The following is a 25610-nucleotide window of genomic DNA, read 5'->3' as shown; positions in this document are numbered from 1 at the left end:
CGATAAGCTCACCGATAAGCTCACCGCGCCGTAGTTCTCGCGCCCTCTTGTACGGCGAGGCCGCGCCCGCTCCTTGCGCCCTCTTGTACGGCGAGGCCACGCCAGCCGCGCCCCGCCGTCAGGGGTGACCCCCGATCGGGGCGCTGGCCGACAGTCGCACGTGGTCCCCGCCGTTACACCGCCAGGAACCACGCGCCAGCGCCTCCGGTCACCTCCCGGTTACACCTGCCCAAGCCGGAACACCTCCGGCGCACCCAAGACACCCCGGCCAACGCCATCGCGAAGCAGAGCGGCGGCGGGCCAGGCCCCGGGTCCCTGGGGCCTGCCCTGGCCCCGTGCACGAGCGCCGCCCGCCCCTGCTCCGGCCTCGAACCCCGCCACCCTGAAGCCCCGCACCCAGAAGCCCCGCCCCCAGCCTCCGCATCCCGAACCCGCCACCCTTACGCCCCGCACCCAGAAGCCCCGCCCCGAGCCTCCGCATCTCGAACCCCGCCACCCTGAAGCCCCGCTCCGGAACCCCGCGCCTAAACCCCTGCCACCCTGAAGCCCCGCTCCGGAGCCCCCGCATCCCGAACCTCGCCACCCTGAAGCCCGCGCCAACCGGTGACCGGCCAAGCCCGCGCCCCAAGCCCAGCCCATGAAGCACCGAAGCGAAGGACCCACCGGAACGGGTGAGAAAACAGCGAAGCCCCGCACCCAGGTCGGGTGCGGGGCTTCGCCGGTTAAGCGGTTAGCCGGGCAGGTTAGCTCTGGCCGCCGGCGAGCTTCTCGCGCAGGGCGGCGAGAGCTTCGTCGGAGGCGAGGGCGCCGCTGGCCGGGGCCGAGGTGGACGAGCTGCTGGCCGGGGCCGGCGTCTCACCGCTGTAGGACGAGGGAGCGGCCTCGCCGGCCTCCGCCTCGGCCTTGCGGGCCTCCTCGATCTGCTTCTTGTGGGCCTCGAAGCGGGTCTGGGCCTCGGCGTACTGCCGCTCCCACTCCTCGCGCTGACGGTCGAAGCCCTCGAGCCATTCACCCGTCTCGGGGTCGAAGCCCTCGGGGTAGATGTAGTTGCCCTGGTCGTCGTAGGTGGCGGCCATGCCGTACAGGGTCGGGTCGAACTCGACCTCGGTGCCGACACCCTCGTTGGCCTGCTTCAGCGACAGGCTGATGCGACGGCGGTCGAGGTCGATGTCAATGATCTTGACGAAGATCTCGTCGCCGACCTGGACGACCTGCTCCGGGATCTCCACGTGGCGCTCGGCCAGCTCGGAGATGTGGACCAGGCCCTCGATGCCCTCTTCGACCCGGACGAACGCGCCGAACGGCACCAGCTTGGTGACCCGGCCGGGGACGACCTGGCCGATCTGGTGGGTGCGGGCGAACTGCTGCCACGGGTCTTCCTGCGTCGCCTTGAGCGAGAGGCTGACGCGCTCGCGCTCCATGTCGACGTCGAGGACCTCGACGGTGACCTCCTGGCCGACTTCGACGACCTCGGAGGGGTGGTCGATGTGCTTCCAGGACAGCTCGGAGACGTGGACGAGTCCGTCGACGCCACCCAGGTCCACGAAGGCACCGAAGTTGACGATCGAGGACACGACGCCCTTGCGGACCTGGCCCTTCTGGAGGGTGTTGAGGAACGTCTGGCGGACCTCGGACTGCGTCTGCTCGAGCCAGGCGCGGCGGGACAGGACCACGTTGTTGCGGTTCTTGTCCAGCTCGATGATCTTGGCTTCGAGCTCGCGGCCGACGTACGGCTGGAGGTCGCGCACGCGGCGCATCTCGACCAGGGAGGCGGGCAGGAAGCCGCGCAGGCCGATGTCGAGGATGAGACCACCCTTGACGACCTCGATGACGGTACCGGTGACGATCCCGTCCTCGTCCTTGATCTTCTCGATCGTGCCCCAGGCGCGCTCGTACTGAGCGCGCTTCTTGGACAGGATCAGCCGGCCCTCCTTGTCCTCCTTCTGGAGAACCAGGGCCTCGACGTGCTCGCCGACCTCGACGACATCCGCCGGATCCACGTCGTGCTTGATCGAGAGCTCACGCGAAGGGATAACGCCCTCGGTCTTGTAGCCGATGTCGAGAAGGACCTCGTCTCGATCGACCTTGACGACGGTGCCCTCGACGATGTCGCCGTCGTTGAAGTACTTGATGGTCTCGTCGATCGCTGCGAGGAAGGCTTCCTCGGACCCGATGTCGTTGACCGCTACCTGCGGGGTGCTCGAGGTGGCCTCGGTGCTGCTCGTCATGTGTGGAATTGCTCCGAACGCGGACAGGATGTCGATGTGGCGATGCGCGGCAGGCCCTCTTCCGCATCAAGCCGAGGAGTTACGACATCGACGTGACCGAGCGCGAGCCCGCTCCGTCTGAGGCACGCGCGAGCCCACAGCGCAGCGATCAGCATATGAGACCCAGCGGCGAGGGTCAATCCGAGAGGTGAACGACCTTCACCGGAACCCCCGGCTAATAGGCGTTGACCTGGGCCCTTCGCTTGGGATTGATATTACCCTGAAGTTTCCGGGGGATGGAGATGCGTTCGGGATCCCCGTCCGACACGTATCGCCAGCCGGGGTGCTTCTCCAGCCACTCGAGCCAGTACTGCGAGCACCACTTGCGGCATTCGCCCTTTTTGCCGTTACTTTGGATCCGCTGGATTGCGCCCGGGTCGTAGCCCTTGGCGAAGGGCGACAGCGACGGCTCGGCCCCGGCCAGAAAAACTCCGTCAAACTTGTACGGCGTGCCGCCCCACTCCCCCTTGGCCGCGGCCTTCTTCTTGTGCGGCAGGTTCCCGAACGGCAGCGCCAGCGTCGTGGACGGCGGCACCCCAAGCCTCTTCAGCATGCGCTCCAGCCGGACGATCTGCTCGCGCGCCTTCTTCGTGCTCAGCGCCCGCAGGTTGGGGTGGGACCAGGTGTGGTTGGCCACCTCGAAGCCCTGCCGGTGCAGCCACTGGACGGCGGCCGCCTGCTCGGCCTCCTTCTGCAGCCCGAAGGGGTAGTGGTTGACCCAGAACGTCGCGACCGGCCGGAACGACGGATACCTCCTGGCCACGTCGTTGATGATCGCCACCGCGGTGTCCTTCTTGGGCTGCCCGGCGGCGTCGAGCCCGAAGTGGCTGGAGTGCCCGTCGTCGAAGGTCAGCACCACCGGGAACTTCCCCGCGGGCACCGCGATGCGCCCGGCGGCGAACTCGGCCGCGGTGATCGGCACGTACCCCTGCTTGGCCAGCTTCTCCAGCTCCCGCCGCAACTGGTCGGGAGTGCGGTCGATCGAGGCGTAGCGCTTCTTGATGATCCGGTGATACATGATCACCGGCACCAGCCCGGCCTCGTTGGCCTTGACCTGCTTGGCGAACTCCGGCGTGGCCACCACCGCCGGCGGCTGGCCGGTCCCGGGGCCGGGCTCGGACGGCTGCGCGGACGGCGAGACGGGGGCGGTCGCGGGCGGGGTGGCGGTGCTGGTGGGAGTGGCGGCCCTCGGCGGCTGCCGCAACGACGCCTGCCCCGTCTTGGCCGCCGGCGCCGGCGGGTCCTCGCCGGGCAGGACCATCAGCGCGAGGACCGCGAGGAGGATGACCGCGACGTTGGCTGCGCCGATGACACGAGTGGAAGACAGTGAGGGCCGCACAGAACTCCCGTGCTGGTCGGAGAAACTGAAGGTTTAAGGGTAGTCCAGAACTTCCGCCCAGACGGCCCGCACACCATCGTGTCCACCATGTCACGTATCACAGTGCATATCGTGAGATGTCCGGTACGGCCAGCCGTACCGGACAGGCTCAGTGACCCGCGTCCTCCCAGGTGCGGCCGACGCCCACGGATACCTCGAGCGGGACGCGCAGCTGGTAGGCGGCGTTCATCTGGTCGACGACCAGCTGCTTGAGCTGCTCCAGCTCGCCCGGCGCCGTCTCGAAGACCAGCTCGTCGTGGACCTGCAGCAGCATGCGCGAGCGCAGCCCCTCCTCGCGCAGCGCCTCGCGCACGTTGAGCATGGCGACCTTGATGATGTCGGCCGCCGAGCCCTGGATGGGCGCGTTGAGCGCCATGCGCTCGGCCATCTCGCGGCGCTGGCGGTTGTCGCTGGTCAGGTCGGGCAGGTAGCGGCGGCGGCCCATGATCGTCTCGGTGTAGCCGTCGGTGCGTGCCTGGGAGACGATGGCGTTGAGGAAGTCGCGCACGCCGCCGAACTCCTCGAAGTACTCCTCCTTCAGCGCCCGCGCCTCGGCCACCGGGATGTTGAGCTGCCCGGCCAGCCCGAAGTCGGACAGGCCGTAGGCCAGGCCGTAGTTCATCGCCTTGATGCGCGCCCGCAGCTCGCCGTCGACCTGCTCCGGCGGCAGGTCGAAGACGCGCGAGGCGGTGGCGGCGTGGAAGTCGTGGCCCGACTCGAAGGCGGCGATCAGCGACTCGTCGCCCGACAGGTGGGCCATGATGCGCAGCTCGATCTGGCTGTAGTCGGCGGTCAGCAGCGTGTCGTAGCCCTCGCCGACCGTGAAGCCCTGCCGGATGCGGCGGCCCTCGGCGGTGCGGATCGGGATGTTCTGCAGGTTGGGCTTCTCCGACGACAGCCGGCCGGTGGCGGCGATGATCTGGTTGAAGGTGGTGTGGATGCGGCCGTCGTCGGCGATCTCCTTGATCAGGCCCTCGACGGTCTGGCGCAGCTTCTGCTGGTCGCGGTGGCGCAGCATGATGACCGGCAGCTCGTGGTCGGTCTGGGTGGCCAGCCAGGCGAGCTGGTCGGCGTCGGTGGAGTAGCCGGTCTTGGTGCGCTTGGTCTTGGGCAGGTTGAGCTTGCCGAAGAAGATCTCCTGCAGCTGCTTGGGCGAGCCGAGGTTGAACTGCTCGCCCACCACCCGGTGGGCCTCCTCCACGGCCTGCTTGACCGCGGCGGCGAACTGCGCCTCCATGCCGGTGAGGTAGTCGCGGTCGACGGCGATGCCGGCCCGCTCCAGCTCGGCCAGCACGCGCACCAGCGGCAGCTCCACGTCGCCCAGCAGCTGGGTGCCGCCGCGGCCGGCCAGGAACGCCTCCAGGGAGTCGGCCAGCTCGCGCACGGCGTGGGCGCGCAGGGCGAGGTCCTTGGCCGGGGCGTCCTCGTCGTCGCCGAACAGCGCCGCCTGCCCGCCGGACTCCTCCTCGACCTTGAGGTCGCGGTGGAGGTAGCGGCGGGCGAGGTCTTCGAGGGCGAAGGTGCGCTGGCCGGGCATGGCGAGGTAGGCGGCCAGGGCGGTGTCGGCGCTGAGGCCCTTCAGATCCATGCCCTGGGTCCACAGGGCCAGCAGCGGGCCCTTGGCGTCGTGCACGGCCTTCGGCCGGTCCTCGCCGGCCAGCCAGGCGCCGAGCGCGGTGAAGTCGGCCTCGGTGAGCTTGGCCGGGTCGATGTGGGCGGCGGTGCCGTCGGGCGAGGCGACGGCGATGGCGTCGATGCGGCCGGTGCCGCTGCCGTAGACGCCGCGGAAGGCCAGGCCCGCGCGGCCCTCGGGCATGGCGGCCAGCCAGCCGGCGACCCGGTCGGGGCCGAGGATGACGGTCTCGACCTCGAAGCCCTGCTCGGGCTCCTCCTCGCCGGAGCCGAGCGTCTTGAAGACGCGCTCGCGCAGCTCGCCGCGGATCTGGAGGGTGTCGAAGAGCTTGTTGACCTCCTCGCGGTCCCAGGCGCCCTGGGCGAGCTCGGCCGGGTGGACCTCCAGCGGCACGTCGCGCAGCAGCTCGGTGAGCCTGCGGTTCATCAGCACCTGGGCCACGTGCTCGCGCAGTTTGTCGCCGACCTTGCCCTTGACCTCGTCGACGCGGTCGACCAGCTCGGTCAGCGAGCCGAACTCGCGCACCCACTTGGCGGCGGTCTTCTCGCCGACGCCGGGGATGCTCAGGAGGTTGTCGCTCGGGTCGCCGCGCAGGGCGGCGAAGTCGGGGTACTGCTGCGGCGTGAGCTCGTACTTCTCGTAGACGGCCGCGGGCGTGAAGCGGGTCATGTCGCTGATGCCGCGGCGCGTCATCAGGACGGTCACCTGGTCGTTGACCAGTTGCAGCGCGTCGCGGTCGCCGGTGACGATCAGGACGTCCATGCCCTCGCCGGCGGCGCGGGTGGCCAGGGTGGCGATGAGGTCGTCGGCCTCGAAGCCCGCCTTGGACAGGCGCGGGACGCGCAGCGTGTCGAGCAGCTCGAAGATGAGCTGCATCTGGCCGCGGAAGTCTTCCGGCGTCTCGCTGCGGTTGGCTTTGTACTCGCTGTACTCCTCGTGCCGGAACGTCGGCTCGGAGCGGTCGAAGGCCACCGCGACGTGGGTGGGCCGCTCGTCGCGCAGGACGTTGGTCAGCATGGAGGTGAACCCGTAGACCGCCTCGGTGTGCTGACCGTCGGTGGTCATGAGGTTGGCATCCTTGAGCGCGTAGAACGCGCGGTAGGCCAGCGAGTGCCCGTCAAGCAGCAACAGGCTCGGTCGGTCAGGGGTCACGTCATTCTTCGGCACATCCGAAGCCTAGTCTCCAACTGCGACAGAAAACCTGAGCTCGGAAGACTGGAGGCTCCTCCTTGACGCAGATAGACCCGGTGTCGATCGACTCCATCCACCAGGGGACGCTCGCCGAACGCATGGGCATCGAGATCCTTCACGCCTCGCCGGAACGCGTGGTCGGCCGCATGCCGGTCGAGGGCAACACCCAGCCGTACGGCCTGCTGCACGGCGGCGCGTCGGTCGTGCTCGCCGAGAGCCTCGGCTCGATCGGCGCGGCGATCCACGCGGGCGAGGGCCGCATCGCCGTGGGCATCGAGATCAACGCCACCCATCACCGCTCGGCGAAGTCCGGTCACGTCACGGGCGTGGCCACGCGGCTGCACGGCGGCCGCTCACTGGCCACCTTCGAGGTCGTGATCACCGACGACGCGGAACGGCGCGTCTGCACCTCCCGCATCACGTGCATGCTGATGGAACGCTAGACACCCGAGACGAGTTCGGCTCACCCTTTGCACACGGCCCCCATGGGTCGCTACGGTTGTCCGGACAGAGCCCGCGGGGAGGCCGAGTAGATAACGTGTCCGGCCGGGGAAGCCCGACATGGTCCCAAAGGTCCCCCTCGGGCTCGCTTTTTTACGGTGATAAATAGCCGGTCATCCCACCTTTTACGGCGCGACGCACACTTCCCCCGTATCCGCAGCCTTTCCGACCGATCGTTATGGTCTCGTTTTCGTACGGCAGGCGGCCCGCGCCAGGTGTATACCTTGATTTAGCCCCTGACCAGGCGTCTTTTTTGCTCACATCACTGTGACACCCGCATCACTAATTGGTGACGAACGGTTCGGAACCGGACGTTGCCGGAATAGGCTCCCGCCACAGCATCCCAGTTGTGCCTGCGATGCCCGCGTGTCGAGATGGAGGGGTACAACCCAAGCCCCGCCTTGACCTAATAGAGGGAGCACCATTGCGCAGAGCCGTGATCGCGTTCACGGCCTTCCTGGGTGGACTCGTCTTCCTGCTCGCCGCACCCGCCTACGCGGGCCCGGCCGACTGCCAGGGAGTCAGGGGAACACTCAAACTCCAAGGCCAGCCAGTGAACGGCGTAAAAATCGTCGTGACCTCAGAAGACGGAAAACCCGTCAAAGAGGCCACCAGTAACGCCGAAGGCACATGGGACGTCCAAGTCGACAAACCGGGCAAGTACAAGGTGACCCTGGACGTCGGCACACTCCCTCAGAACGCCGAGGTCAGGGGCGGTAACAACGTCCGGACCCCGACGGTTTATGAGAAGAACTGCTCCACCGTCCTGTTCGCCCTGGTGCCCAAGTCCGGCGGCGAGCCGACTCCGGGCGCGCCCGCCACCCCGGCCGAGACCGAAGGCGGCTCCGGCTTCTGGCAGCAGGCTGCCCAGCTCACCTTCGAGGGCTTCAACCTCGGCCTGATCATCGCGCTGGCCGCGATGGGCCTGTCGCTCATCTTCGGCACCACCAAGCTCACCAACTTCGCCCACGGCGAGCTGGTGACGCTCGGCGCCCTGCTCGCCTACCTCTTCAACGTCGGCTTCGGCCTCGGGGTCATCCCGTCCGCGATCATCGCGGTGATCCTCGGCGGCGGCTTCGGCTACCTCCAGGACCGCTTCTTCTGGGGTCAGCTGCGCAGGCGCGGCACCGGCGTCATCGCCATGATGATCATCTCCATCGGCGTGGCGATGTTCCTGCGCTTCCTCTTCCTGTTCCTCTACGGCGGGGACAGCGAGCCGTACACCGAGTTCAACGCCCAGGCAGGCGTCACGGTCGGGCCGATCACCGCGGCGCCCAAGAACTTCATCATGATGGGCATCGAGCTCGTCGTGCTGATCATCGTCGGCATCGCGCTGCTCAGGACCCGCACCGGCAAGGCCGCCCGCGCCGTCGCCGACAACCCGGCGCTGGCCGCCTCGTCCGGCATCAACGTCGACCGGGTCATCCGCGTCATCTGGACCGCGGGCGGCGCCATCGCGGCGCTGGCCGGCATCATGCTCGGCCTGTCGCAGACCGTGAAGTACACGATGGGCCAGGACATCCTGCTGCTCATCTTCGCCGGCGTCACCCTCGGCGGCCTCGGCACCGCGTTCGGCGCGCTGGTCGGCTCGCTCATCGTGGGCCTGTTCATCCAGCTGTCCACCCTCTGGATCTCGCCCGAGCTGAAGAGCGTGGGCGCGCTGGCCGTACTCATCATCGTCCTGCTCTTCCGGCCGCAGGGCATCCTCGGCCGCCGCGAGCGGATCGGCTGACGGGGGGAAACATGGACTGGTTCAACATCATGGTGACCACCGTCGAAGCCGCGGTGGGCGTCGAGACGGTCTACTACATGCTGGCCGCGATCGGCATCAACCTGCACTTCGGCTACACCGGCCTGCTCAACTTCGGCCAGGCGGCCTTCCTGGGCGTCGCCGCGTACGGCCTGGCCGTCACCGTGGCCACCTTCGGCCTGCCCTTCTGGATCGGCATCGGCATCGGCCTGGTCGCGGTCGTCCTGCTCGCCCTGCTGCTGGGCATCCCGACCCTGCGGCTGCGCGCCGACTATCTGGCCATCGTCACGATCGCGGCGGCCGAGATCGTCCGCCTGATCTTCCGCTCGGTGACCTTCAAGGACATCTTCGGCGGCTCCGACGGCCGATACGCCTTCTCCGACGGCTTCTTCGCCATGAACCCCTTCTCCAAGGGCGAGTACGGCATCGGCCCCTTCACCTTCAACGAGCGCGTCACCTGGGTGCTGCTCATCGGCTGGATCCTCGTCGCGCTCTCGTGCCTGGTGATCTACCTGCTCATGAAGAGCCCGTGGGGCCGCGTGCTCAAGGCCATCCGCGAGGACGAGGAGGCCGTGCGGGCGCTGGGCAAGAACGTCTTCTCGTACAAGATGCAGTCGCTCATCCTGGGCGGCCTCATCGGCAGCTTCGGCGGCTACGTCTACGCGCTCGGCTTCGCCTCGGTGCAGCCCGACACGTTCTCCACCGAGCTCACCTTCTACGCCTACACGATCGTCATCCTCGGCGGCGCGGCCCGCGTGTTCGGCCCGGTCGTCGGCTCGGTGATCTTCTGGGTGCTGCTGGTGTTCATCGGCAACCTGCTGAACGAGCTGATCGGCGCGGGGTACATCTCCTGGATGTCGGTCAACCAGATCGGCAGCGTCCGGTTCATGCTCGTCGGCCTCGGCCTCGTCCTGCTGCTGGTCTTCCGCCCGCAGGGTATCTTCGGCGACAAGAGGGAGATCGCACTCGATGCACGCTGAAACCACCGTCACAGAGCGCAAGGCCGCGGCGCTGGCCGCGTTCAAGGAGCTCGAGCGCGAGCCCGGCGTGCCCAAGCCCGACCCGATCCTGGTCGTCGACAACGTCGTGCGCCGCTTCGGCGGCCTCACCGCGGTCGACGTCCAGCACGTCGAGGTCCAGCGCGGCTCGATCACCGCGCTGATCGGACCCAACGGCGCCGGCAAGACCACGTTCTTCAACCAGCTGACCGGCTTCGACACCGCCGACGCCGGCGAGTGGACGTTCAACGGCGCCAAGATGAACGGCGTGGCCGCCCACAAGGTCGCGCGCTCCGGCATGGTCCGCACGTTCCAGCTGACCAAGGCCCTGTCGAAGCTGACGGTCATCGAGAACATGCGCCTGGGCGCCCAGCGGCAGAAGGGCGAGAACTTCTTCCGCGCGCTGATCCCGGGCTCCTGGCGGGCCCAGGAGGACGAGATCACCCAGCGCGCCGACGAGCTGCTGACCCGCTTCAAGCTCGACGCCAAGCGCGAGGACTTCGCCGGCTCCCTCTCCGGCGGCCAGCGCAAGCTGCTGGAGATGGCCCGCGCGCTCATGGTCAGCCCCGAGCTGGTCATGCTCGACGAGCCCATGGCCGGCGTCAACCCGGCGCTCACGCAGTCGCTGCTGGGCCACGTCAAGGACCTGCGCGAGCAGGGCATGACCGTGCTGTTCGTCGAGCACGACATGGACATGGTCCGCGACATCAGCGACTGGGTGATCGTCATGGCCCAGGGGACCGTCATCGCCGAGGGGCCGCCGGACACCATCATGTCCGACGCCCGGGTGATCGACGCCTACCTCGGCGCCCACCACGACGCGCCGCTGTCGGACGAGGAGCTGGAGGAGCAGCTCCACGAGGCCGAGGCCGCGCTGGAGGCCGAGGCCGAGGAGGAGGCAGGCAAGTGAGCGGCAATCCGGAATCCAAGGCTGCGGTCACCGACCGCAGCGCCCATCTGGCGGGGGCCGAGAACGCCGTGCTCCGCTGCGACGAGCTCATCGCGGGCTACCTGCCGGGCGTCAACATCCTCAACGGCTCCGACCTGTACGTCGGGGAGGGCGAGCTGATCGGCATCATCGGCCCCAACGGCGCCGGCAAGTCGACGCTGCTCAAGGCCATGTTCGGGCTGGTCAACATCCGCAGCGGCACGGTCGTGCTCAAGGGTGAGGACATCACGAACATGAAGGCGCACCAGCTGGTCTCCCGCGGGGTCGGCTACGTCCCGCAGACCAACAACGTGTTCCCGAGCCTGACGATCGAGGAGAACCTCGAGATGGGCGCCTACCAGGTGCCCGCGAAGTTCAAGGAGCGCTTCGAGTTCGTGGCCGAGCTGTTCCCGGCGCTCAAGGAGCGGCGCAAGCAGCGCGCGGGCTCCCTGTCGGGCGGTGAGCGGCAGATGGTGGCCATGGCCAGGGCGCTCATGACCGAGCCGTCGGTGCTCCTGCTGGACGAGCCGTCGGCCGGCCTGTCGCCCAAGCTGCAGGACCTGGTCTTCATCCAGGCCCAGCAGATCAACAAGGCGGGCGTGACCGTGATCATGGTGGAGCAGAACGCGCGGCGCTGCCTGCAGATCTGCCACCGCGGTTACGTGCTGGACCAGGGCCGCAACGCCTACACCGGCACCGGCCGCCAGCTGGCCAACGACCCGAAGGTCATCGAGCTCTACCTGGGCACGCTGGCTCGAGCGTAATCGCCGGAGGTTGCGGGAAGGGGTCCCATTGGGGCCCCTTCGCCGCGTTTAATGAGCTTTGTGCGACGCATTACGGCCATCGCCCTGTTAATGCCCATCCTCGTGGCCTGCCAGAACAGCCCGCCGCCACAGGCGCAAAAGAGCCGGGTCCCTTCCCCGTCCGCTTCCCTGACGTCGGACAAATTCAGCACCGGCGGCGACGCCGACGACGATCCGTGCACCCGCGTGGTCTCCTCGATCGGATATGCGGGGCTGCTCCTCCTGCCCGCCGGAAAGGAGGACGAGCAGAACTTCGAAAACGCCGTCCTGGGCCGCCTGGCGGAACTGCGGGGCATCGTGCGGGAATTCGGCCCCCGTCTCCCCGGCGGCCTCCGGGGCGAGGCTGAGTCGGTCGAGAAGGCCACCCAGGGGCTGGCCAAGGCGGACACCCCCAGGAAGACCCAGGTCGCCTTCCTGAAGGACTACCGGGCCGCCGCGGACCGGATCGTCCAGGGCTGCAAGACCTCGTGAGAACGCGAAGAAGCCCCGGAACCTCGCGGTCCCGGGGCTTCCCCCTGGCTACTTAGCCGGCGATGTTGCCGGTGCGGTAGTCGATGGCCTTGGCCGGGTACTTGTTGTCGTCCCCGTACTGGTAGATGCCGATGGTCGCGGTCGCCGGGTCACCGGCGTCGTTGAACTCGACCGGACCGCTCACGCCGTCGTAGTCGATGTCCTTGCCGGCCTTCAGCAGGTCGACGCACGACTTGAAGTCGTTGCACTTCTCGCCGCCCTTGCTGACCTCACCCAGCTTGGTGGCGATGTCGGTGCCCGCGTCGCTCTTGGCGGCCTCGGCGGCCAGGGCGATCAGGTTCGCGGCGTCGTAGGACTCCGGCGCGTAGCTGAAGTCCTCGAGCTTCGGGTTGACCTCGAGCAGCTTCTTCTGGAACGTGTCGGGAGCCGCGGCGCCGGGCAGCGTGCCCTTGACGCCCTTCAGGGTGCCCTTCGGGAACTTCAGGAAGTTCGTGTTGGACAGGTTGCCGTCGACCATGTACCAGTGGTGCTTGTCGGCGGTCAGGCCCTGCTTGACCAGCTCCTGGACGACCTTGTTGGTCTCGGCGAAGCCGATGAGCACGATGCCCTTCGGGTTCTTGGCCTTGACCTTGGCGACGTCGGCCGAGAAGTCCGCGGCCTTGGGGTCGTAGATGATCTTCTCGACGACCTCGCCGCCGCCGGCGATGACGGCCTTCTCCGTGGAGTCGGCCAGGCCCGTGCCGTAGGAGTCCTGCAGCGCCAGGATGGCGACCGTGTCGTCGCCGTCGGCCACCGCGAGGTCACCCAGCACGCGGCCCTGCAGGATGTCCGGCGGAGCCGTACGCCAGAACAGGCCGTTGTCCTTGTAGTTCGTGAGCTCGATGGAGGTGTTGGCGGGCGAGAAGTGCACCACGCCGGCACCCGTGATCTTGTCGATGACCGACAGCGACACCGACGAGGAGGCGGCGCCGATGATGGCGTCGGCCTTCTTGGCCAGCAGGCTGTCCACCGACTGCGAGGCGATCTGCGTCGTCGTGTCACCGGAGTCGGTGTGCGACACCGAGACCTGCTTGCCGAGAACGCCGCCCGCCGCGTTGATCTCCTTCACCGCCAGGTCGACGCCGGCGAACTCCGGCGGGCCGAGGTAGGCCAGCGAGCCGGTCTGCGGGAGGAGGGTACCGAGAGTAAGCGTGCCGTCGCCCTTGCCGGCAGTGGCCGAGGTCGCCGGCGCAGCCGAATCGGTGGCCTGCGTGCCGGCGGTGTTAGCGCCGCCGCCACAGGCCGTCAGGGCGAGGCTCGCCGCAGCCGCGACGGCGAGCGCGCGCCCGAGTGGGGCAATGCGGGTCATGAAGTGTCTCCTTCATCCAGGCCGGGAGGCTGTCAGCACCGCCGACGGTCCCGATCGAATGAGCGAAACGTACAAAAAGCCGTGAGCGTTCAGCTAGATGCCTGGAAGAACTGTCGGCACTTGGATGCTGAGTCGTAATCACTCCTCAACTTATCGACAAAACCCGCAGGTAGCGGCCGGTGACCTGGGAAACCGGCCGCTACCCGGCAGTTACCCGGAGATGTTCCCCGATCGATACTCCAGCGCCTTCGCCGCGTTGAAGGTGTTGTCCTCCCCGAATTGGTAGATGCCAATCGTGGCGGTCGCCGGGTCGCCCGCGTCGTTGAACTCCACCGGGCCGCTCACGCCGTCATAGTCGACGTCCTTGCCGGCCTTGAGAAGCTCGGCGCAGGTTTTGAAGTCGCTGCACTTCTCGCCGCCCTTGCTGACGTCGGCGAGTTTGCCGGCGATCGCCGTGCCCGCGTCGCTCTTGGCCAGTTCGGCGGCCAGGGCGATCAGGTTGACCGCGTCGTATGCCTCCGGCCCGTAGCTGAAGACGTCCAGCTTCGGGTTGACGGCCAGCAGGCGCTTCTGGAACGGCCCGGGCGCCTCGGAGCCCGGCAGCGTGCCCTTGACGCCCTTCATCGTGCCCTTCGGGAACTTCAGGTAGTTGGTGTTCGACAGGTTGCCGTCCACCATGTACCAGTGGTGCTTGTCGCTGCTCAGGCCCTGCTTGACCAGCTCCTGCACGAGCTTGCTGGTCTCGGCGAAGCCGATGAGCACGATGCCCTTCGGGTTCTTCGCCTTCACCTTGGCCACGTCGGCCGAGAAGTCGGCCGCCTTGGGATCGTAGAGAATCTTCTCCACGACCTCGCCCCCGCCGGCGAGGACAGCCTTCTCGGTCGAATCGGCCAGGCCGGAGCCGTAGGCGTCCTGCATGGCCACGATGGCGACGGTGTCGTCGCCCTGCGAGACCGCCAGGTCGCCCAGCACCCGGCCCTGCAGCACGTCCGGCGGCGCCGTACGCCAGAACAGGCCGTCGTCCTTGGCGTTGGTCAGCTCGATGCCTGTCGCCGAAGGCGAGAACATCAGCGTCCCCGAGCCGGTGATCTTGTCGAGGATCGTCAGCGACACCGACGACGCCGCCGCGCCCACGATCGCGTCGACCTTCTTGGCCAGCAGGCTGTCGGAGGACTGGGCGGCGATCTGGGTCGTGGTGTCGCCGGAGTCGGTGTGCGCGACGGAGATCTGCTTGCCGAGGACGCCGCCCGCGGCGTTGATCTCCTTCACCGCCAGGTCGACGCCGGCGAACATGGGCGGGCCCAGGTAGGACAGGCTGCCGGTCTGGGGCAGCACGGTACCCAGGCTCAGGGTGCCGTCACCCTGAGCGGCGGACGGCCCCGCCGCCGATGACGACCCGCCCGCCGGGGTCCCGGCCCGGTCGGTGCCGGTGCCTCCGCAGGCCGCGAGTGCGAGGGCCGAGACCGCCGCGGTCACGGCGGCCAACGCTCGCCGAATCATGGATTGTCTCCTTCATCCAGACGTGCAGTGGAACTTGGTGCTAGGGATGTGGAGTTCGCGAAATCCACGATCAGCATGACTCCCGAAATATCCGGCGGGAGCGGCCGGGACCTTACGATGCGCAGTCGTGACGACTCCTTAACCTGGCGCCACCGCCGCCCCCGCCTACTGTGGCGATGTGAAGCGCACCACCTCCCTCATCGCCCTGGCCCTGCTCACGGCCGCCTGCGCAGGCACTCCAGAGCCCCCCTCGACGGCCCCGCCGCCCGGCCTCACCGTCACCCTCACGCAGGGCCGATCCGACATGCCCAAGCACATGCTCAGCGTGCTCATGGCCAACAGCGCGAGCACCCCCGTCTGGGTCTCCGACGTGCGCCTGACCGGCCCTTCCTTCAAGGACACCGCCTTCGCGCGGATGGACACCGCCGTCAAGACCGTCCCGGTCGCGCTGCGCATCCCGTACGGCGAGGCCAACTGCGCGGCGGGAGCCGTACCGGACCTGCGCCCGGCGACGGTGGTCGCGCACGTCAGGACCGGTGACGGGCCGCTGCGCGAGGTGACCTGGGCGCTCCCCCACCCCGACCCGCTGCTGCGCAAGCTGTTCGCCGAGGAGTGTGAGGCGTTCCTCGTCAAGCAGGCGGTCGAGATCGGCTTCGGCCCGGCGTGGGAGGAGAAGGACAAGGCTCTCCACGGCGTTGTTACCGTCAGGAGACGCAATGGCAACGAAGCCGTGACCATCAAGGAGTTGTCAGGCAACGTCCACTATGAGCTGAAAGCCGACGGCGCGACGCTCGCACCGGGCACGGCGCAACTGGACATCCCCGTCCGGATCACCCCCGGCCGCTGCGACCCCCACGCCTTCGCCGAAGCCAAGATCGCCATGCTCTTCAACGCCCGCGTGGCGCTAGGCGCCGGCGAGCCGAGGTATCTGGTGTTCCGCTCGGACGCCGTCCAGACCCCCGGCGGGCGCCTGGACGAGCTCATCCTCGGCTACGCCCGCAAGACCTGCGGGCTGTGAGCCCGCGGCGGCGATGAATCTCCGGGCGGCTATGCGTCTCCGATGGCCTTGGCCGCGTCGGCCACCACGATCTGCGCCACCTCGCGCATGCTCAGCCGCCGGTCCATGGACGCCTTCTGGATCCAGCGGAACGCCTGCGGCTCGCTCCACCCGTGCGCGGCCATGAGCAGGCCCTTGGCCCGTTCGACCAGCTTGCGGGTCTCCAGCCGCTCCGACAGGCTGGAGACCTCCTCGGCCAGCGCCACCATCTCCTCGTGCCTGCTGACCGCCATCTCGATCGCGGGCACCAGGTCCGCCTTGGTGAACGGCTTGACCAGGTAGGCCATCGCGCCCGCGTCCCTGGCCCGCTCGACCAGGTCGCGCTGGGAGAAGGCGGTGAGGATCAGGCACGGGGCGACCCGGTCGGCGACGATGCGCTCGGCGGCGGAGATGCCGTCCAGCACGGGCATTTTGACGTCGAGGATGACCAGGTCGGGTTTGAGCTGCGTGGCCAGCAGGATCGCCTGCTCGCCGTCGCCCGCTTCGCCGACGACGACGTAGCCGTCTTCCTCAAGCATCTCCTTGAGGTCGAGGCGGATCAGCGCCTCGTCTTCCGCGATCACCACTCGCCGCTGCGTACTCACGAGCAGAAGAGTACCGATGTCCGCTACATTAGATCCACGCCGGTGCCCCTTCCTGATCATCTCAGGTATGGGTCCCGGATCAGATCGGGACATTTCCCGATTCACCAGCCGGAATGATGGAATAGGCAGACATCGGCGCCTCAAAAGCGCCTGCTCGAAAGGGCGTGCGGGTTCGAGTCCCGCTTCCGGCACCCCTCAGCTCCCTAGCCCGCGTGCAGCGCCAGCGTCGGCGACACGCGGGCGGCCCGCACCGCCGGATAGAGCCCGGCCACGGTGCCGATGACCAGAGTGGCGGCGAAGCCTCCGATGACCGCCCAGAGCGGCACCACCCACGGCATTCCCCCCGCCAGCGCGAACACCCAGGTGGCCGCTGCGCCCAGGAGCACGCCCGCGAGCCCGCCGAGCCCCGACAGCAGCAGCGACTCCGCCACGAACTGCAGGCGGATCTGCCCCCGGGTGGCGCCCAGGGCGCGGCGCAGGCCGATCTCGTGGCGGCGCTCCAGCACCGAGATGATCATGGTGTTGGCCACCCCCACGCCGCCGACCAGGAGGGCGACGCCGCCCAGGCCGAGCAGGAGGTTGGTGAAGGCGCCGGCCGAGGCCGCCTTGGCCTGCAGGGCCGAGGACGGGTCCGTCACCTCGACCTCCTCCGGGTGCCGCGGGCTGACCGTGCGGGGCAGCAGGTCGCGGACCTTCACCACGCTCTCGTCGGTGGAGCGTTCGTAGATGGCGCTCGGATGGCCGTCGAAGCCCAGCAGGTCCTGGGCGGCGTGCCAGCCCACCAGGGCGGAGCGCTCGATCTCCTCGGCCATCGGCAGCGGGGCCAGGATGCCGGTCACGGTGAAGTAGCGGCCGCCGATGTAGACCTGGCGGCCGGGTTCGGTGATGCCGAGCCTGCGGGCGGCGACGTGGCCGAGGACGACGGAGGGGTAGCGGCCGGTGGCGGCGTTGAGCCAGGCGCCCGTGGCCATGCTGCCGCGCAGCGTGCGCAGCAGGGACTCCTGGGCGGCCGCGACGGTGATGCCGTTGGTGTCGCGTTCGTCGATCCGGTCGCTGCGATAGACGGAATGGGCGACGCCGCCGATGGCTGCCACCCGCTCGACGCCGGCGATCCGGGCGGCCATCGCGGGCGCCTCCTTGGGAAGTTCGGCCGCCTCGCCGGAGAACATCGAGTCGCCGGGCGTCACGACGAGCATGTTGGTGCCCAGGCTGTCGAGCTGACGCATGAGCTGTTCCCTGCTGGAGGCCGAGATGCCGACCACGGCGATCATGGTGGCGATGCCGATCGCGATGCCGAGCGCCGACAGCACCACGCGCATGGGCCGGTTGCGCAGCCCGGCCGACCCGACCAGGGCGACGTCGCGGGGCCGCAGCCGGGCGGGAGCCAGTCCGGCCATCAGCCGATCACCCGCCCGTCGCGCACGCGCACCTGCCGCGGCAGGGTGGCGGCGATCTCGGCGTCGTGGGTGATGACCGCGATGGTCGCGCCCTCGCGATTCAGCTCGTGCAGAAGCTCGAGTACGGCACCGCCGGACGCGCTGTCCAGGGCGCCGGTGGGTTCGTCGGCCAGCAGCAGGTCGGGCGCGCCGACGACCGCCCTGGCGATGGCGACGCGCTGTTTCTGCCCGCCGGACAGCTCGTGGGGCCGGTGGGACATGCGGTCGGCCAGGCCGACGCGGTCGAGGGCCGCCGCGGCCCGGCGGCGGCGCACGGCGGCGGGCAGGCCGGTGTACAGGAGGCCGTCGGCCACGTTGTCCAGGGCGGTGACGCCGGGCATGAGGTGGAACGCCTGGAAGACGAAGCCGATGTGCCGGGCGCGCAGCGCCGACAGCTCACGGTCGCGCAGCGCGGCCGCCTCGTGGCCGACGATGCGGACGCCGCCGCTGGTGGGCAGGTCGAGCGTGCCGACGATGTGCAGGAGCGTGGACTTGCCGGAGCCGGAGGGTCGGCGTCCGAGCAGGGCCTGGAGCGGCGCGAGCCGGTGGCCGTGCACGACATCGCGGCGGCACTGGGCGACGACGCGGGCGCCGAGGTCCGCGGCGAGCCTTTGGTGGTCCCGGGCGACCCGGTCCTGCTGGAGCGCCTGGTCCAGAACCTGGTGGCCAACGCCGTCCGTCACAACCACCCCGGCGGCCGGGTGGAGATCACCACCGGGCCCGAGGGCCTGACGGTGTCGAACACCGGCCCCGAGGTGCCCGCCGAGGTGGTGCCGTTGCTGTTCGAGCCGTTCCGCCGCCTGCACGAACGCCAGCACACACCGGGCGAGGGGGTGGGGCTGGGGTTGTCGATCGTGGCCTCCATCGCCCGGGCCCACGACGCGACCGTCTCGGCCACGGCCAACCCCGGAGGCGGCCTGACGGTCAGGGTGGCGTTCGGCGTCCTTCAGCCTGCGTACGGCGGGCGGGCCGTATGATCCGCTGGTGGAGTGGTCAGAGCAGGTCTACACAGACACGGATTTTTCCGGACTTCAAGATGAGGACCTGTGGATCATGGGCTGTGTCCTCGAACGCTGTGACTTCACCCGGGCTGGCTTCGACTACCTGGCGGTCTTCAACTCCCGTTTCGTCGACTGCGTGTTCCGGCGCACCCGCATCACGTCCTCCATGTGGCATCGGGCGCGCTTCGAGCGGTGCCTGTTCGACCGATCCCGCCTGACCGGCGTCGGCGACGACGTCGACTTCGTGGACTGCGTCTTCACCGGGCGGAACAAGGGTCTGGTGTTCTGGGGCGATGAGGTCACCGGGAACGACTTCACCGAGGCCGACCTGGCGGGGGTGAGCTTCGACGGCGTCGACTTCCACACGCAGCGGATGCCCGACCGGCCCGATCACGCGCTGATCGACCGCGCCGCCGAACGGGCGCGAACCGCACACCAGATCGTCGGGACCTGGCCGGAGGAGCGGCACCGCCGGATCGCGGAGCACGCCCTCGAGTCGCTGGTTCATCGGTCGCGGGAGGATGGCTACGCGCTCCTGGTGCGCTCGGACCTGGGCTACAAGCTGCCGCCCTGGCGCAAGCAGGAGTTGTTCGACGCCCTGCGCGGTCAGGCGAACGACCAGCGGTAGAGGTTCTTGCCGGTCGCCACGGCCGCAGCGGCCACATCACGCAGGTCGCGCGTGCCCGCGATCTCCTCCTGGCTCAGCAGTTCCTCCTCGCAGTATTCCGCCAGCCGTTCGTCGGTGATCGCGGCCAACCCGGCGACGGTCGCGGCCGGCGCCCGCCACACTGCGAACTGCTTGTCGCACGCCACCTTGACGTGGTCGCCGAACTCGCTCACGTCGCGGCCCAACAGGTCGGCGGTGAGCTGGTCGAGGGTGACGCCGAACTCCCAGTCCGCCGCGTACGGCAGGCCCAGTGCCTGCGGGCCCCGGAGAAGGTCCAGGTCGGCGGCGGCGGTGAAATACATCCGAAGCAGCACGCGGCAGACCCTAGTGGGGTGCCGTTCGCATGGGTAGAGCTAGGGTCGGGGACAAGGACGTGATCTTCGGGGGGTTGCCGTGGCGTTGAGCGTTGCCGATCGGGAGGCGTTTCTGGCCGGGCCGCACATCGGGGCGGTGGCGGTGGATGCGGGTGAGGGGCGGGCGCCGCTGAACGTGCCGATCTGGTACGACTACGCGCCGGGCGGGCTGGTGTCGTTCCTGACCGACGGAGATTCGGTCAAGGCGAAGCTCATCGGCAAGGCCGGCAGGGTGTCGATGCTGGCGCAGCGCATCCATCCGACATATCGGTATGTCTCCGTCGAAGGGCCGGTTGTCGCGAAAAATCCAACAACGGTGGAGGAAATGACTGGGATTGCCGCTCGGTATATGGCTGACGACGCCGTCAGCGGGTACGTCGGCCAGTCGAACCTGGCCGTGCTCGTCACCTTCCACATGCGGCCCGAGCACTGGCTGTCGGCGGACCTCGGCACCATCTGACCCGGTATTTTGGGCACCGTGACTGCTATCGATCCCACTGCGACCGGCGCCCACGGCATCGGCCTGGCCACCATCGCCGCAGACGGCACCGTGCTCGACACCTGGTTTCCCTCGCCCGAGCTGGGTGAGCCCGGCTTCAGCGGCACCGAGAAGCTGCTCGGCGACGAGGCCGGTGACCTGGCGGCGCTGACCGGCCCCGACCCGGTGCGCGGCGTCGAGGTCGTCGCCGTGCGCACCGGCATCGCCAAACTGTCGGCGGCCCCGGCCGACGCCCACGACGCCTACCTGCGGCTCCACCTGCTGTCCGCGCGCCTGGTGCGTCCCCACGGGCTGAACCTGGACGGCTTGTTCGGGCTGCTGGCCAACGTCGTGTGGACCAGCCACGGGCCGTGCGCGGTCGAGAGGTTCGAGCAGACCAGGGTCCGCCTGCGCGCCAAGGGCGCCGTGACCGTCTTCGGCGTGGACAAGTTCCCCCGCATGGTCGACTACGTGCTGCCGTCCGGCGTGCGCGTCGCCGACGCCGACCGCGTCCGCCTCGGCGCCCACCTGGCCGCCGGCACGACCGTCATGCACGAGGGCTTCGTCAACTTCAACGCCGGCACGCTGGGCGCCTCCATGGTCGAAGGCCGCATCTCGGCCGGCGTGGTCGTCGGCGACGGCTCGGACGTGGGCGGCGGCGCCTCCATCATGGGCACGCTGTCGGGCGGCGGCAAGGAGGTCATCGCGATCGGCGAACGCTGCCTGCTGGGGGCCAACGCCGGCGTGGGCATCTCGCTCGGCGACGACTGCGTGGTCGAGGCCGGGCTGTACGTCACGGCCGGCACCAAGATCGCGCTGCCGGACGGGCGCGTGGTGAAGGGCAAGGAGCTGTCGGGGTCGAGCGGGCTGCTGTTCCGCCGCAACTCCCAGTCGGGCGCGGTGGAAGCCGCCCCCCGCTCCGGCATCGGCACCGAACTCAACGCCGCCCTCCACGCCAACTGACTAGCCCCGGCTCCCCTCCAACCAACCACCCTCCGCGGCCCCGCCTCCCCGCCCTCTCTTCACAGCGCCTGAGGAGCGGGTGGCCGCCGGGGAGAAGGTCCGCGGTGGGCACGGGGAGGCTCGGGGCAAGGGTGCGTGGGCCGGGGTGTGCGGTCGCCCTTAGGCAGCCGGGGTCACGCGGGCGGGCCAGCTGAAGCGCGTAGTGGCTGATGCGCGGACCAACTGGGGCGTGGTCCCTGGTGCGCGGACCAGCTGAGGCGTGGTCGCTGGTGCGCGGACCACCACCTGAGGCACGTGGTGGCTGGTGTGCAGGTCTGGGCCTGGCACATGGGGCGCATGGCAAGGCGTCCCGCATGGAGCGCCTGGCAGGGCAGCCGCGGAATCGGCTGCCGGGCGCCGTAACGGCGCCCGGCCACGTCCGACGTGAGAAGCGATCCCCCCGACCTGGGCCCGCCCACGACGGCGGGTGGGGGTAAGGGGGCTTCGCCGTAAGTAAAAAAGGGGGACCGCCGACGGCGGGTGAGGGTACGGGGGCTTCGCCGTGGGGACCGTCGGCGGCGGGCGGGGGCTTCGGCGTAACGACGAGGAGAGCCGCCGCTAGTGGGCGTGGGAGACCGCGGAGCCGATGGTGTGGACGCGGAGGGCGTTGGTCGAGCCCGGGGTGCCGGGAGGCGAGCCGGCCACGATGACGACCTTGTCGCCCTTCTCCAGGCGGCCCAGCGACAGCAGGGACGCCTCCACCTGGCGCACCATGTCGTCGGTGTGGTGCACGAACGGAACGTGGAACGTTTCGACGCCCCAGGTGAGCGAGAGCTGCCCGCGCACGTGGGGCGCGGAGGTGAAGGCCAGCAGCGGGATGGGCGAGCGGTAGCGGGCCAGGCGGCGCGCGGTCTCCCCCGACATGGTGAAGGCGATCAGGGCCTTGGCCCCCACGATGGCGCCCACCTCGGCGGCGGCGCGGGCGATGGCGCCGCCGGTGGTCTCGGGCAGGCGGTCGAGGCTGTGGGTGGCGTGCAGAGAGGTCTTCTCCGCGGCGCAGGCGATGCGGTCCATGGTGGAGACCGCCTCGATCGGATAGTTGCCGACCGAGGTCTCGCCGGACAGCATGACGGCGTCGGCGCCGTCCATGACCGCGTAGGCGACGTCGGAGGCTTCGGCGCGGGTGGGGCGCGGGGCGCTCATCATCGAGTCGAGCATCTGGGTGGCGACGATGACCGGGCGGGCCTTCTCCCGGCACAGCTCGATGATGCGCCGCTGGACGATCGGCACCTCTTCCAGGGGAAGCTCGACGCCCAGGTCGCCGCGGGCGACCATGATGCCGTCGAACGCCTCGACGATCTCCGGCAGGCGGTCCACGGCCTGCGGCTTCTCGATCTTGGCGAGGAGCGGCAGGCGGACGGCCTCCTGCTCCATGATGTTGCGGACCACGTCGGCGTCGGAGGGGCGGCGCACGAACGACAGGGCGATCATGTCGAAGCCGGTGCGCAGCGCCCAGCGCAGGTCGGCCTCGTCCTTGTCGGTCAGGGCGGGGGCGGTGACGTTGACGCCGGGCAGGTTGAGGCCCTTGTTGTCGGAGATCATGCCGCCGATGACGACGCGGGTGGTGACGCGCTGGCCGTCGACGCGGGTGACCTCGAGCACGAGGCGGCCGTCGTCGACGAGGATGGTGTCGCCGGCGCGGACGTCGTTGGCCAGGCCCTTGTAGGTGGTGGAGACCTGCTCGCGGTCGCCGGGCACGTCCTCGGTGGTGATGGTGAAGACGTCGCCGAAGCCGAGGCGGACCGGGCCCTCCTCGAAGGTGCCCACGCGGATCTTCGGGCCTTGCAGGTCGGCGAGCACGCCTACGCCGCGGCCGAGGTCGGCCGCCACCTCCTTCACCCGGTCGTAGACCTCTTTGTGCAGTTCATGGTTGCCATGAGAGAGGTTGAAACGGGCGACATCCATACCAGCGGCGATCAGCTCACGCAGACGCTCGGGGGTGGATGTGGCGGGGCCTAGTGTGCAGACGATTTTCGCGCGACGAGTCACGGGTCCCACCCTATATTGGTACAGACCACTGCCGGGATCGGATGCCTAATCCCCACTGCCGGCCAGCGTTCCGGAAAGCCTCCATCGACGTCGGAGAACGTAGCCGACGTAGGAGAACAGCACGAGAACGGCCACACCCCAGCGCGCCAAGAGTGTGTATTCCTCTGGGTAGATCACGCCCTCGACGTAGTGGTCGATGAAGCCGGTGCCGGACAGCCCCTGCTGGCCGGCGCGCTCACGGGCCCAGTTCTCGGCGACGGTCAGCGGGCACTCGATGCCGGTGGTGATGGAGAGCACGCCCCAGGCGACCACACCCAGGTGGATCCAGATCGTGCGCGGCCACCGCCAGGCGAGAAAGCCGCCGACCGCCATGTAGAGCAGGAAGGCGAAGTGCACCAGCATCGCGGCATCGGCGATGAGGCGGTACCCCATGACCTCAATGTAGCTACTTGACGGCCGTCGTGGCGTTCAGGGCGTTGACCAGGCCGTGGCCGTAGAAGCCGTTCTTGTCCTTGCCGCCTTCGCACGTGTGGGTCTGGGCTTCGCCGTACACGCGGTAGACGTAGGCCCGCGGGGACGGGCAGGGGCGCGGCGTGGCCGTCTTGTACAGGAGCTTCTCGACCGTGGCCGGGTCGAGTTCGAGGCCGCCCTTGCCGGGCTTGCCGAAGCGGCTGATGAGGAGGGCGGCGACGCCGGTGGCGTGCGGGGCGGCCATGGAGGTGCCGTCGAGATACTGGTAGTAGGAGCAGGCGCCGCCGGCGCAGTCGCGGAGGACCTCGCCGTTCTTCGGCCGGCCGTCGCGGTCGAGCTTGCCGGCGGCGCGCAGGGCGGATTCCGGGGCGGCGGCCAGGATGGAGCGGGTGGGCGAGACGGTCGGCCCGTCCAGGGCGTCGCCGCCGGGCGCGGACAGGTCGGCCTGCTCGAGGCCGTAGTCGCTGTAGATGGCCTTGCGGCCGGAGGGGCCGAGCGCGGTGATCGAGATGACGCCGCCGGACTCCGCCGGCACGTTGAGGCAGGAGTTGTCGACCCGGCGCACGCGCTCGTCGCCGCGCGGGTAGCCGGGGCTGGCCTTGTCGAGCTTGGGCTTGCCGAGGTCGGCGGATCCGTTGCCGAGCGCGGAGATGAGCGTGACGCCCTTGCCCCGGGCGTAGTCGAGGGCCCGCTGCATGCCGGTGACGACGGCCCGCTGCTCGGAGCGCTCACGCTCGCTGTCGGCGGCGTTGTTCGTGCAGTTGTACAACCACGGGTCGACGTAGTAGCTCATGTTGACCACGTCCACCCCGATGTCGGCGGCGTAGGTCAGGGCGTCGAGGCTGGGCTTGAGGAAGAAGAAGCCGGAGTCCTGGCCCGCCCGCAGGTTGACCAGTTGCACGCCGGGGGCCACGCCGGCGATGCCGACGCCGTTGACCGGGGAGGCGATGGTGCTGGCCACGTGGGTGCCGTGGCCGTCGTCGTCACGGTCCACCGGGTCCTGGCAGCTCGCGACCTCGCAGGCGCCGTCCAGGGTCTCGCCGTTCTGGTCCTTGGGACGGTCGGTGACGAAGTTGCGGGACAGCCCGCGGTTGAAGTTCGGGGCGATGTCGGGGTGGTTGCCGTCGATGCCGGTGTCGATGACGCCGACCAGCACCTTCCTGGAGCCTTTGAACGCGGCGTTGGCCAGGTCGGCGCCGATCATGCGCATGTCCCACTGCCGTCCGGCCAGCGGTTCGCCGGCCTTGGGGCGGCCTTCCCTGGCGGAGATGTCCGGGACCGCGGCGCCCTTCGCGGGCCGGGCGGTCGCGAAGCCGATGCGCCGGTCCGCGGTGACGCCCACGATGGCCGGGTCGGCGTCAAGGGCCGCCGCGAAGCGCTCCCCGACCGCCCTGGCCTGCACGTATCCGAGCCGTTCTTCAGTCCGTACGGCGGAGCCGCCCGCCCGGCCGATCGCGGCGAGCGCTTCGCGCCGCTTGCCGTCGGCGTAGAAGACGAGGAAGTCGCCCGAGGCGCCGGCCCGGGCCGGAGCGGTGATCCCGGCCCCGGTGATCCCGGGGCTGCCGGGAAGGCCCGGGGTGGCGGGGAGGGCGGTGGCGCAGGCGGTCAGGGAGGTCATGACGGCCAGGCCGGCCAACCCCGAAGTGATCCGCGGCATTTGTCCCCCAATGTTCCTGCCCAGGTCTCGCATCTTTTCCGACACTCACCAATCGACGCAACTTCATCCCGATATTTCGGAATCCAGTGATAAGTGCAGTGGCTTTCAGGCCGGCGGCAACCGGGTTTCAAGGGCGGCCCGGCACCG

At 69.3% G+C, this 25610-nt stretch carries 23 protein-coding genes and 1 tRNA gene; 12 read left to right on the top strand and 12 right to left on the bottom strand.

Translation table 11 applies throughout. The features are described from left to right. Positions 1-743: 743 nt before the first annotated feature. From rpsA to polA, 3 genes are all read right to left on the bottom strand, one after another. Positions 744-2228, bottom strand: a complete 1485-nt coding sequence (gene rpsA, locus FVE25_RS02855; RefSeq protein WP_157244780.1) for a 30S ribosomal protein S1 — start codon at positions 2226-2228, stop codon at positions 744-746. 214 nt (positions 2229-2442) lie between these two features. Continuing rightward, positions 2443-3606, bottom strand: a complete 1164-nt coding sequence (locus FVE25_RS02850; RefSeq protein WP_246266556.1) for a polysaccharide deacetylase family protein — start codon at positions 3604-3606, stop codon at positions 2443-2445. Between the two features lie 148 nt (positions 3607-3754). Then, entirely contained in the window at positions 3755-6430 is a 2676-nt protein-coding gene (gene polA / locus FVE25_RS02845; RefSeq protein WP_246266554.1) for a DNA polymerase I, read from the bottom strand. A 137-nt stretch (positions 6431-6567) separates the two neighbouring features. On the opposite strand from polA, the gene FVE25_RS02840 reads away from it, so the two are divergent. From FVE25_RS02840 to FVE25_RS02815, 6 genes are all read left to right on the top strand, one after another. After that, positions 6568-6912 carry a PaaI family thioesterase gene (locus FVE25_RS02840; RefSeq protein ID WP_157245473.1) on the top strand — a complete coding sequence of 115 codons (345 nt, stop codon included), beginning with the start codon at positions 6568-6570 and terminating at the stop codon, positions 6910-6912. 482 nt (positions 6913-7394) lie between these two features. Beyond that, on the top strand, positions 7395-8702 hold the full coding sequence (locus tag FVE25_RS02835; RefSeq protein WP_246266552.1) for a branched-chain amino acid ABC transporter permease: 1308 nt from the start codon (positions 7395-7397) through the stop codon (positions 8700-8702). A gap of 11 nt (positions 8703-8713) precedes the next feature. Then, the gene (locus FVE25_RS02830) at positions 8714-9700 is read left to right on the top strand and encodes a branched-chain amino acid ABC transporter permease (protein WP_157244778.1); all 987 of its coding nucleotides are present in this window, start codon (positions 8714-8716) and stop codon (positions 9698-9700) included. Then, on the top strand, positions 9690-10628 hold the full coding sequence (locus FVE25_RS02825; protein ID WP_157244777.1) for an ABC transporter ATP-binding protein: 939 nt from the start codon (positions 9690-9692) through the stop codon (positions 10626-10628). The genes FVE25_RS02830 and FVE25_RS02825 overlap by 11 nt, the downstream gene beginning before the upstream one ends. Then, positions 10625-11410, top strand: coding sequence for an ABC transporter ATP-binding protein (locus FVE25_RS02820; RefSeq protein ID WP_157244776.1), 786 nt, complete (start codon positions 10625-10627; stop codon positions 11408-11410). The genes FVE25_RS02825 and FVE25_RS02820 overlap by 4 nt, the downstream gene beginning before the upstream one ends. A 60-nt stretch (positions 11411-11470) precedes the next feature. Next, positions 11471-11920 carry a hypothetical protein gene (locus tag FVE25_RS02815; protein ID WP_157244775.1) on the top strand — a complete coding sequence of 150 codons (450 nt, stop codon included), beginning with the start codon at positions 11471-11473 and terminating at the stop codon, positions 11918-11920. Between the two features lie 52 nt (positions 11921-11972). Here FVE25_RS02815 and FVE25_RS02810 read toward each other — a convergent pair whose 3' ends face one another. Both FVE25_RS02810 and FVE25_RS02805 read right to left on the bottom strand, forming a co-directional pair. Beyond that, entirely contained in the window at positions 11973-13268 is a 1296-nt protein-coding gene (locus tag FVE25_RS02810) for an ABC transporter substrate-binding protein (RefSeq protein ID WP_157244774.1), read from the bottom strand. A gap of 210 nt (positions 13269-13478) precedes the next feature. Next, the gene (locus tag FVE25_RS02805; RefSeq protein WP_157244773.1) at positions 13479-14768 is read right to left on the bottom strand and encodes an ABC transporter substrate-binding protein; all 1290 of its coding nucleotides are present in this window, start codon (positions 14766-14768) and stop codon (positions 13479-13481) included. A gap of 178 nt (positions 14769-14946) precedes the next feature. Here FVE25_RS02805 and FVE25_RS02800 point away from each other — a divergent pair, with 178 nt between their 5' ends. After that, a complete protein-coding gene (locus FVE25_RS02800) occupies positions 14947-15786 on the top strand; it encodes a hypothetical protein (RefSeq protein ID WP_157244772.1) in 840 nt (279 codons plus the stop codon). Positions 15787-15815: 29 nt separating this feature from the next. On the opposite strand, the gene FVE25_RS02795 is transcribed toward FVE25_RS02800, so the two are convergent. Next, positions 15816-16391, bottom strand: coding sequence for an ANTAR domain-containing response regulator (locus FVE25_RS02795; RefSeq protein WP_157245471.1), 576 nt, complete (start codon positions 16389-16391; stop codon positions 15816-15818). Positions 16392-16516: 125 nt separating this feature from the next. Here FVE25_RS02795 and FVE25_RS02790 point away from each other — a divergent pair. After that, positions 16517-16600 (top strand) — tRNA-Leu (locus FVE25_RS02790). 12 nt (positions 16601-16612) lie between these two features. Here the strand turns inward: FVE25_RS02790 and FVE25_RS02785 are convergent. Continuing rightward, a complete protein-coding gene (locus FVE25_RS02785; RefSeq protein WP_157244771.1) occupies positions 16613-17806 on the bottom strand; it encodes an ABC transporter permease in 1194 nt (397 codons plus the stop codon). Next, entirely contained in the window at positions 17806-18402 is a 597-nt protein-coding gene (locus FVE25_RS02780) for an ATP-binding cassette domain-containing protein (RefSeq protein WP_157244770.1), read from the bottom strand. Before FVE25_RS02780 ends, FVE25_RS02785 begins: the two co-directional genes overlap by 1 nt. Here FVE25_RS02780 and FVE25_RS02775 point away from each other — a divergent pair. Further along, positions 18391-18822, top strand: a complete 432-nt coding sequence (locus FVE25_RS02775) for a sensor histidine kinase (RefSeq protein ID WP_246266550.1) — start codon at positions 18391-18393, stop codon at positions 18820-18822. The two genes, FVE25_RS02780 and FVE25_RS02775, sit on opposite strands and share 12 nt — an antisense overlap. 76 nt (positions 18823-18898) lie before the next feature. Further along, entirely contained in the window at positions 18899-19474 is a 576-nt protein-coding gene (locus FVE25_RS02770; protein ID WP_157244768.1) for a pentapeptide repeat-containing protein, read from the top strand. Here the strand turns inward: FVE25_RS02770 and FVE25_RS02765 are convergent. Further along, the gene (locus tag FVE25_RS02765) at positions 19453-19827 is read right to left on the bottom strand and encodes a hypothetical protein (RefSeq protein ID WP_157244767.1); all 375 of its coding nucleotides are present in this window, start codon (positions 19825-19827) and stop codon (positions 19453-19455) included. The two genes, FVE25_RS02770 and FVE25_RS02765, sit on opposite strands and share 22 nt — an antisense overlap. A gap of 79 nt (positions 19828-19906) precedes the next feature. Here FVE25_RS02765 and FVE25_RS02760 point away from each other — a divergent pair, with 79 nt between their 5' ends. Both FVE25_RS02760 and dapD read left to right on the top strand, forming a co-directional pair. Continuing rightward, positions 19907-20326 (top strand): pyridoxamine 5'-phosphate oxidase family protein, encoded by a 420-nt coding sequence (locus FVE25_RS02760; RefSeq protein WP_157244766.1) that lies wholly within the window; start codon positions 19907-19909, stop codon positions 20324-20326. Between the two features lie 18 nt (positions 20327-20344). Beyond that, entirely contained in the window at positions 20345-21307 is a 963-nt protein-coding gene (dapD, locus tag FVE25_RS02755; protein WP_157244765.1) for a 2,3,4,5-tetrahydropyridine-2,6-dicarboxylate N-succinyltransferase, read from the top strand. Between the two features lie 597 nt (positions 21308-21904). Here the strand turns inward: dapD and pyk are convergent. From pyk to FVE25_RS02740, 3 genes are read right to left on the bottom strand one after another with little or no spacing between them, the layout of a single operon-like run. Continuing rightward, positions 21905-23335 (bottom strand): pyruvate kinase, encoded by a 1431-nt coding sequence (gene pyk, locus FVE25_RS02750; RefSeq protein WP_157244764.1) that lies wholly within the window; start codon positions 23333-23335, stop codon positions 21905-21907. Between the two features lie 45 nt (positions 23336-23380). Continuing rightward, entirely contained in the window at positions 23381-23767 is a 387-nt protein-coding gene (locus FVE25_RS02745; RefSeq protein WP_157244763.1) for a DUF2784 domain-containing protein, read from the bottom strand. Positions 23768-23780: 13 nt separating this feature from the next. Then, entirely contained in the window at positions 23781-25463 is a 1683-nt protein-coding gene (locus FVE25_RS02740; RefSeq protein ID WP_157244762.1) for a S8 family peptidase, read from the bottom strand. Positions 25464-25610: the final 147 nt, after the last annotated feature.

It is taken from the genome of Nonomuraea typhae, assembly GCF_009760925.1.
GTDB lineage: Bacteria > Actinomycetota > Actinomycetes > Streptosporangiales > Streptosporangiaceae > Nonomuraea > Nonomuraea typhae.
The sequence above is the reverse complement of the archived record's forward strand: the minus strand, read 5'-3'. Positions and strand labels throughout refer to the sequence as shown.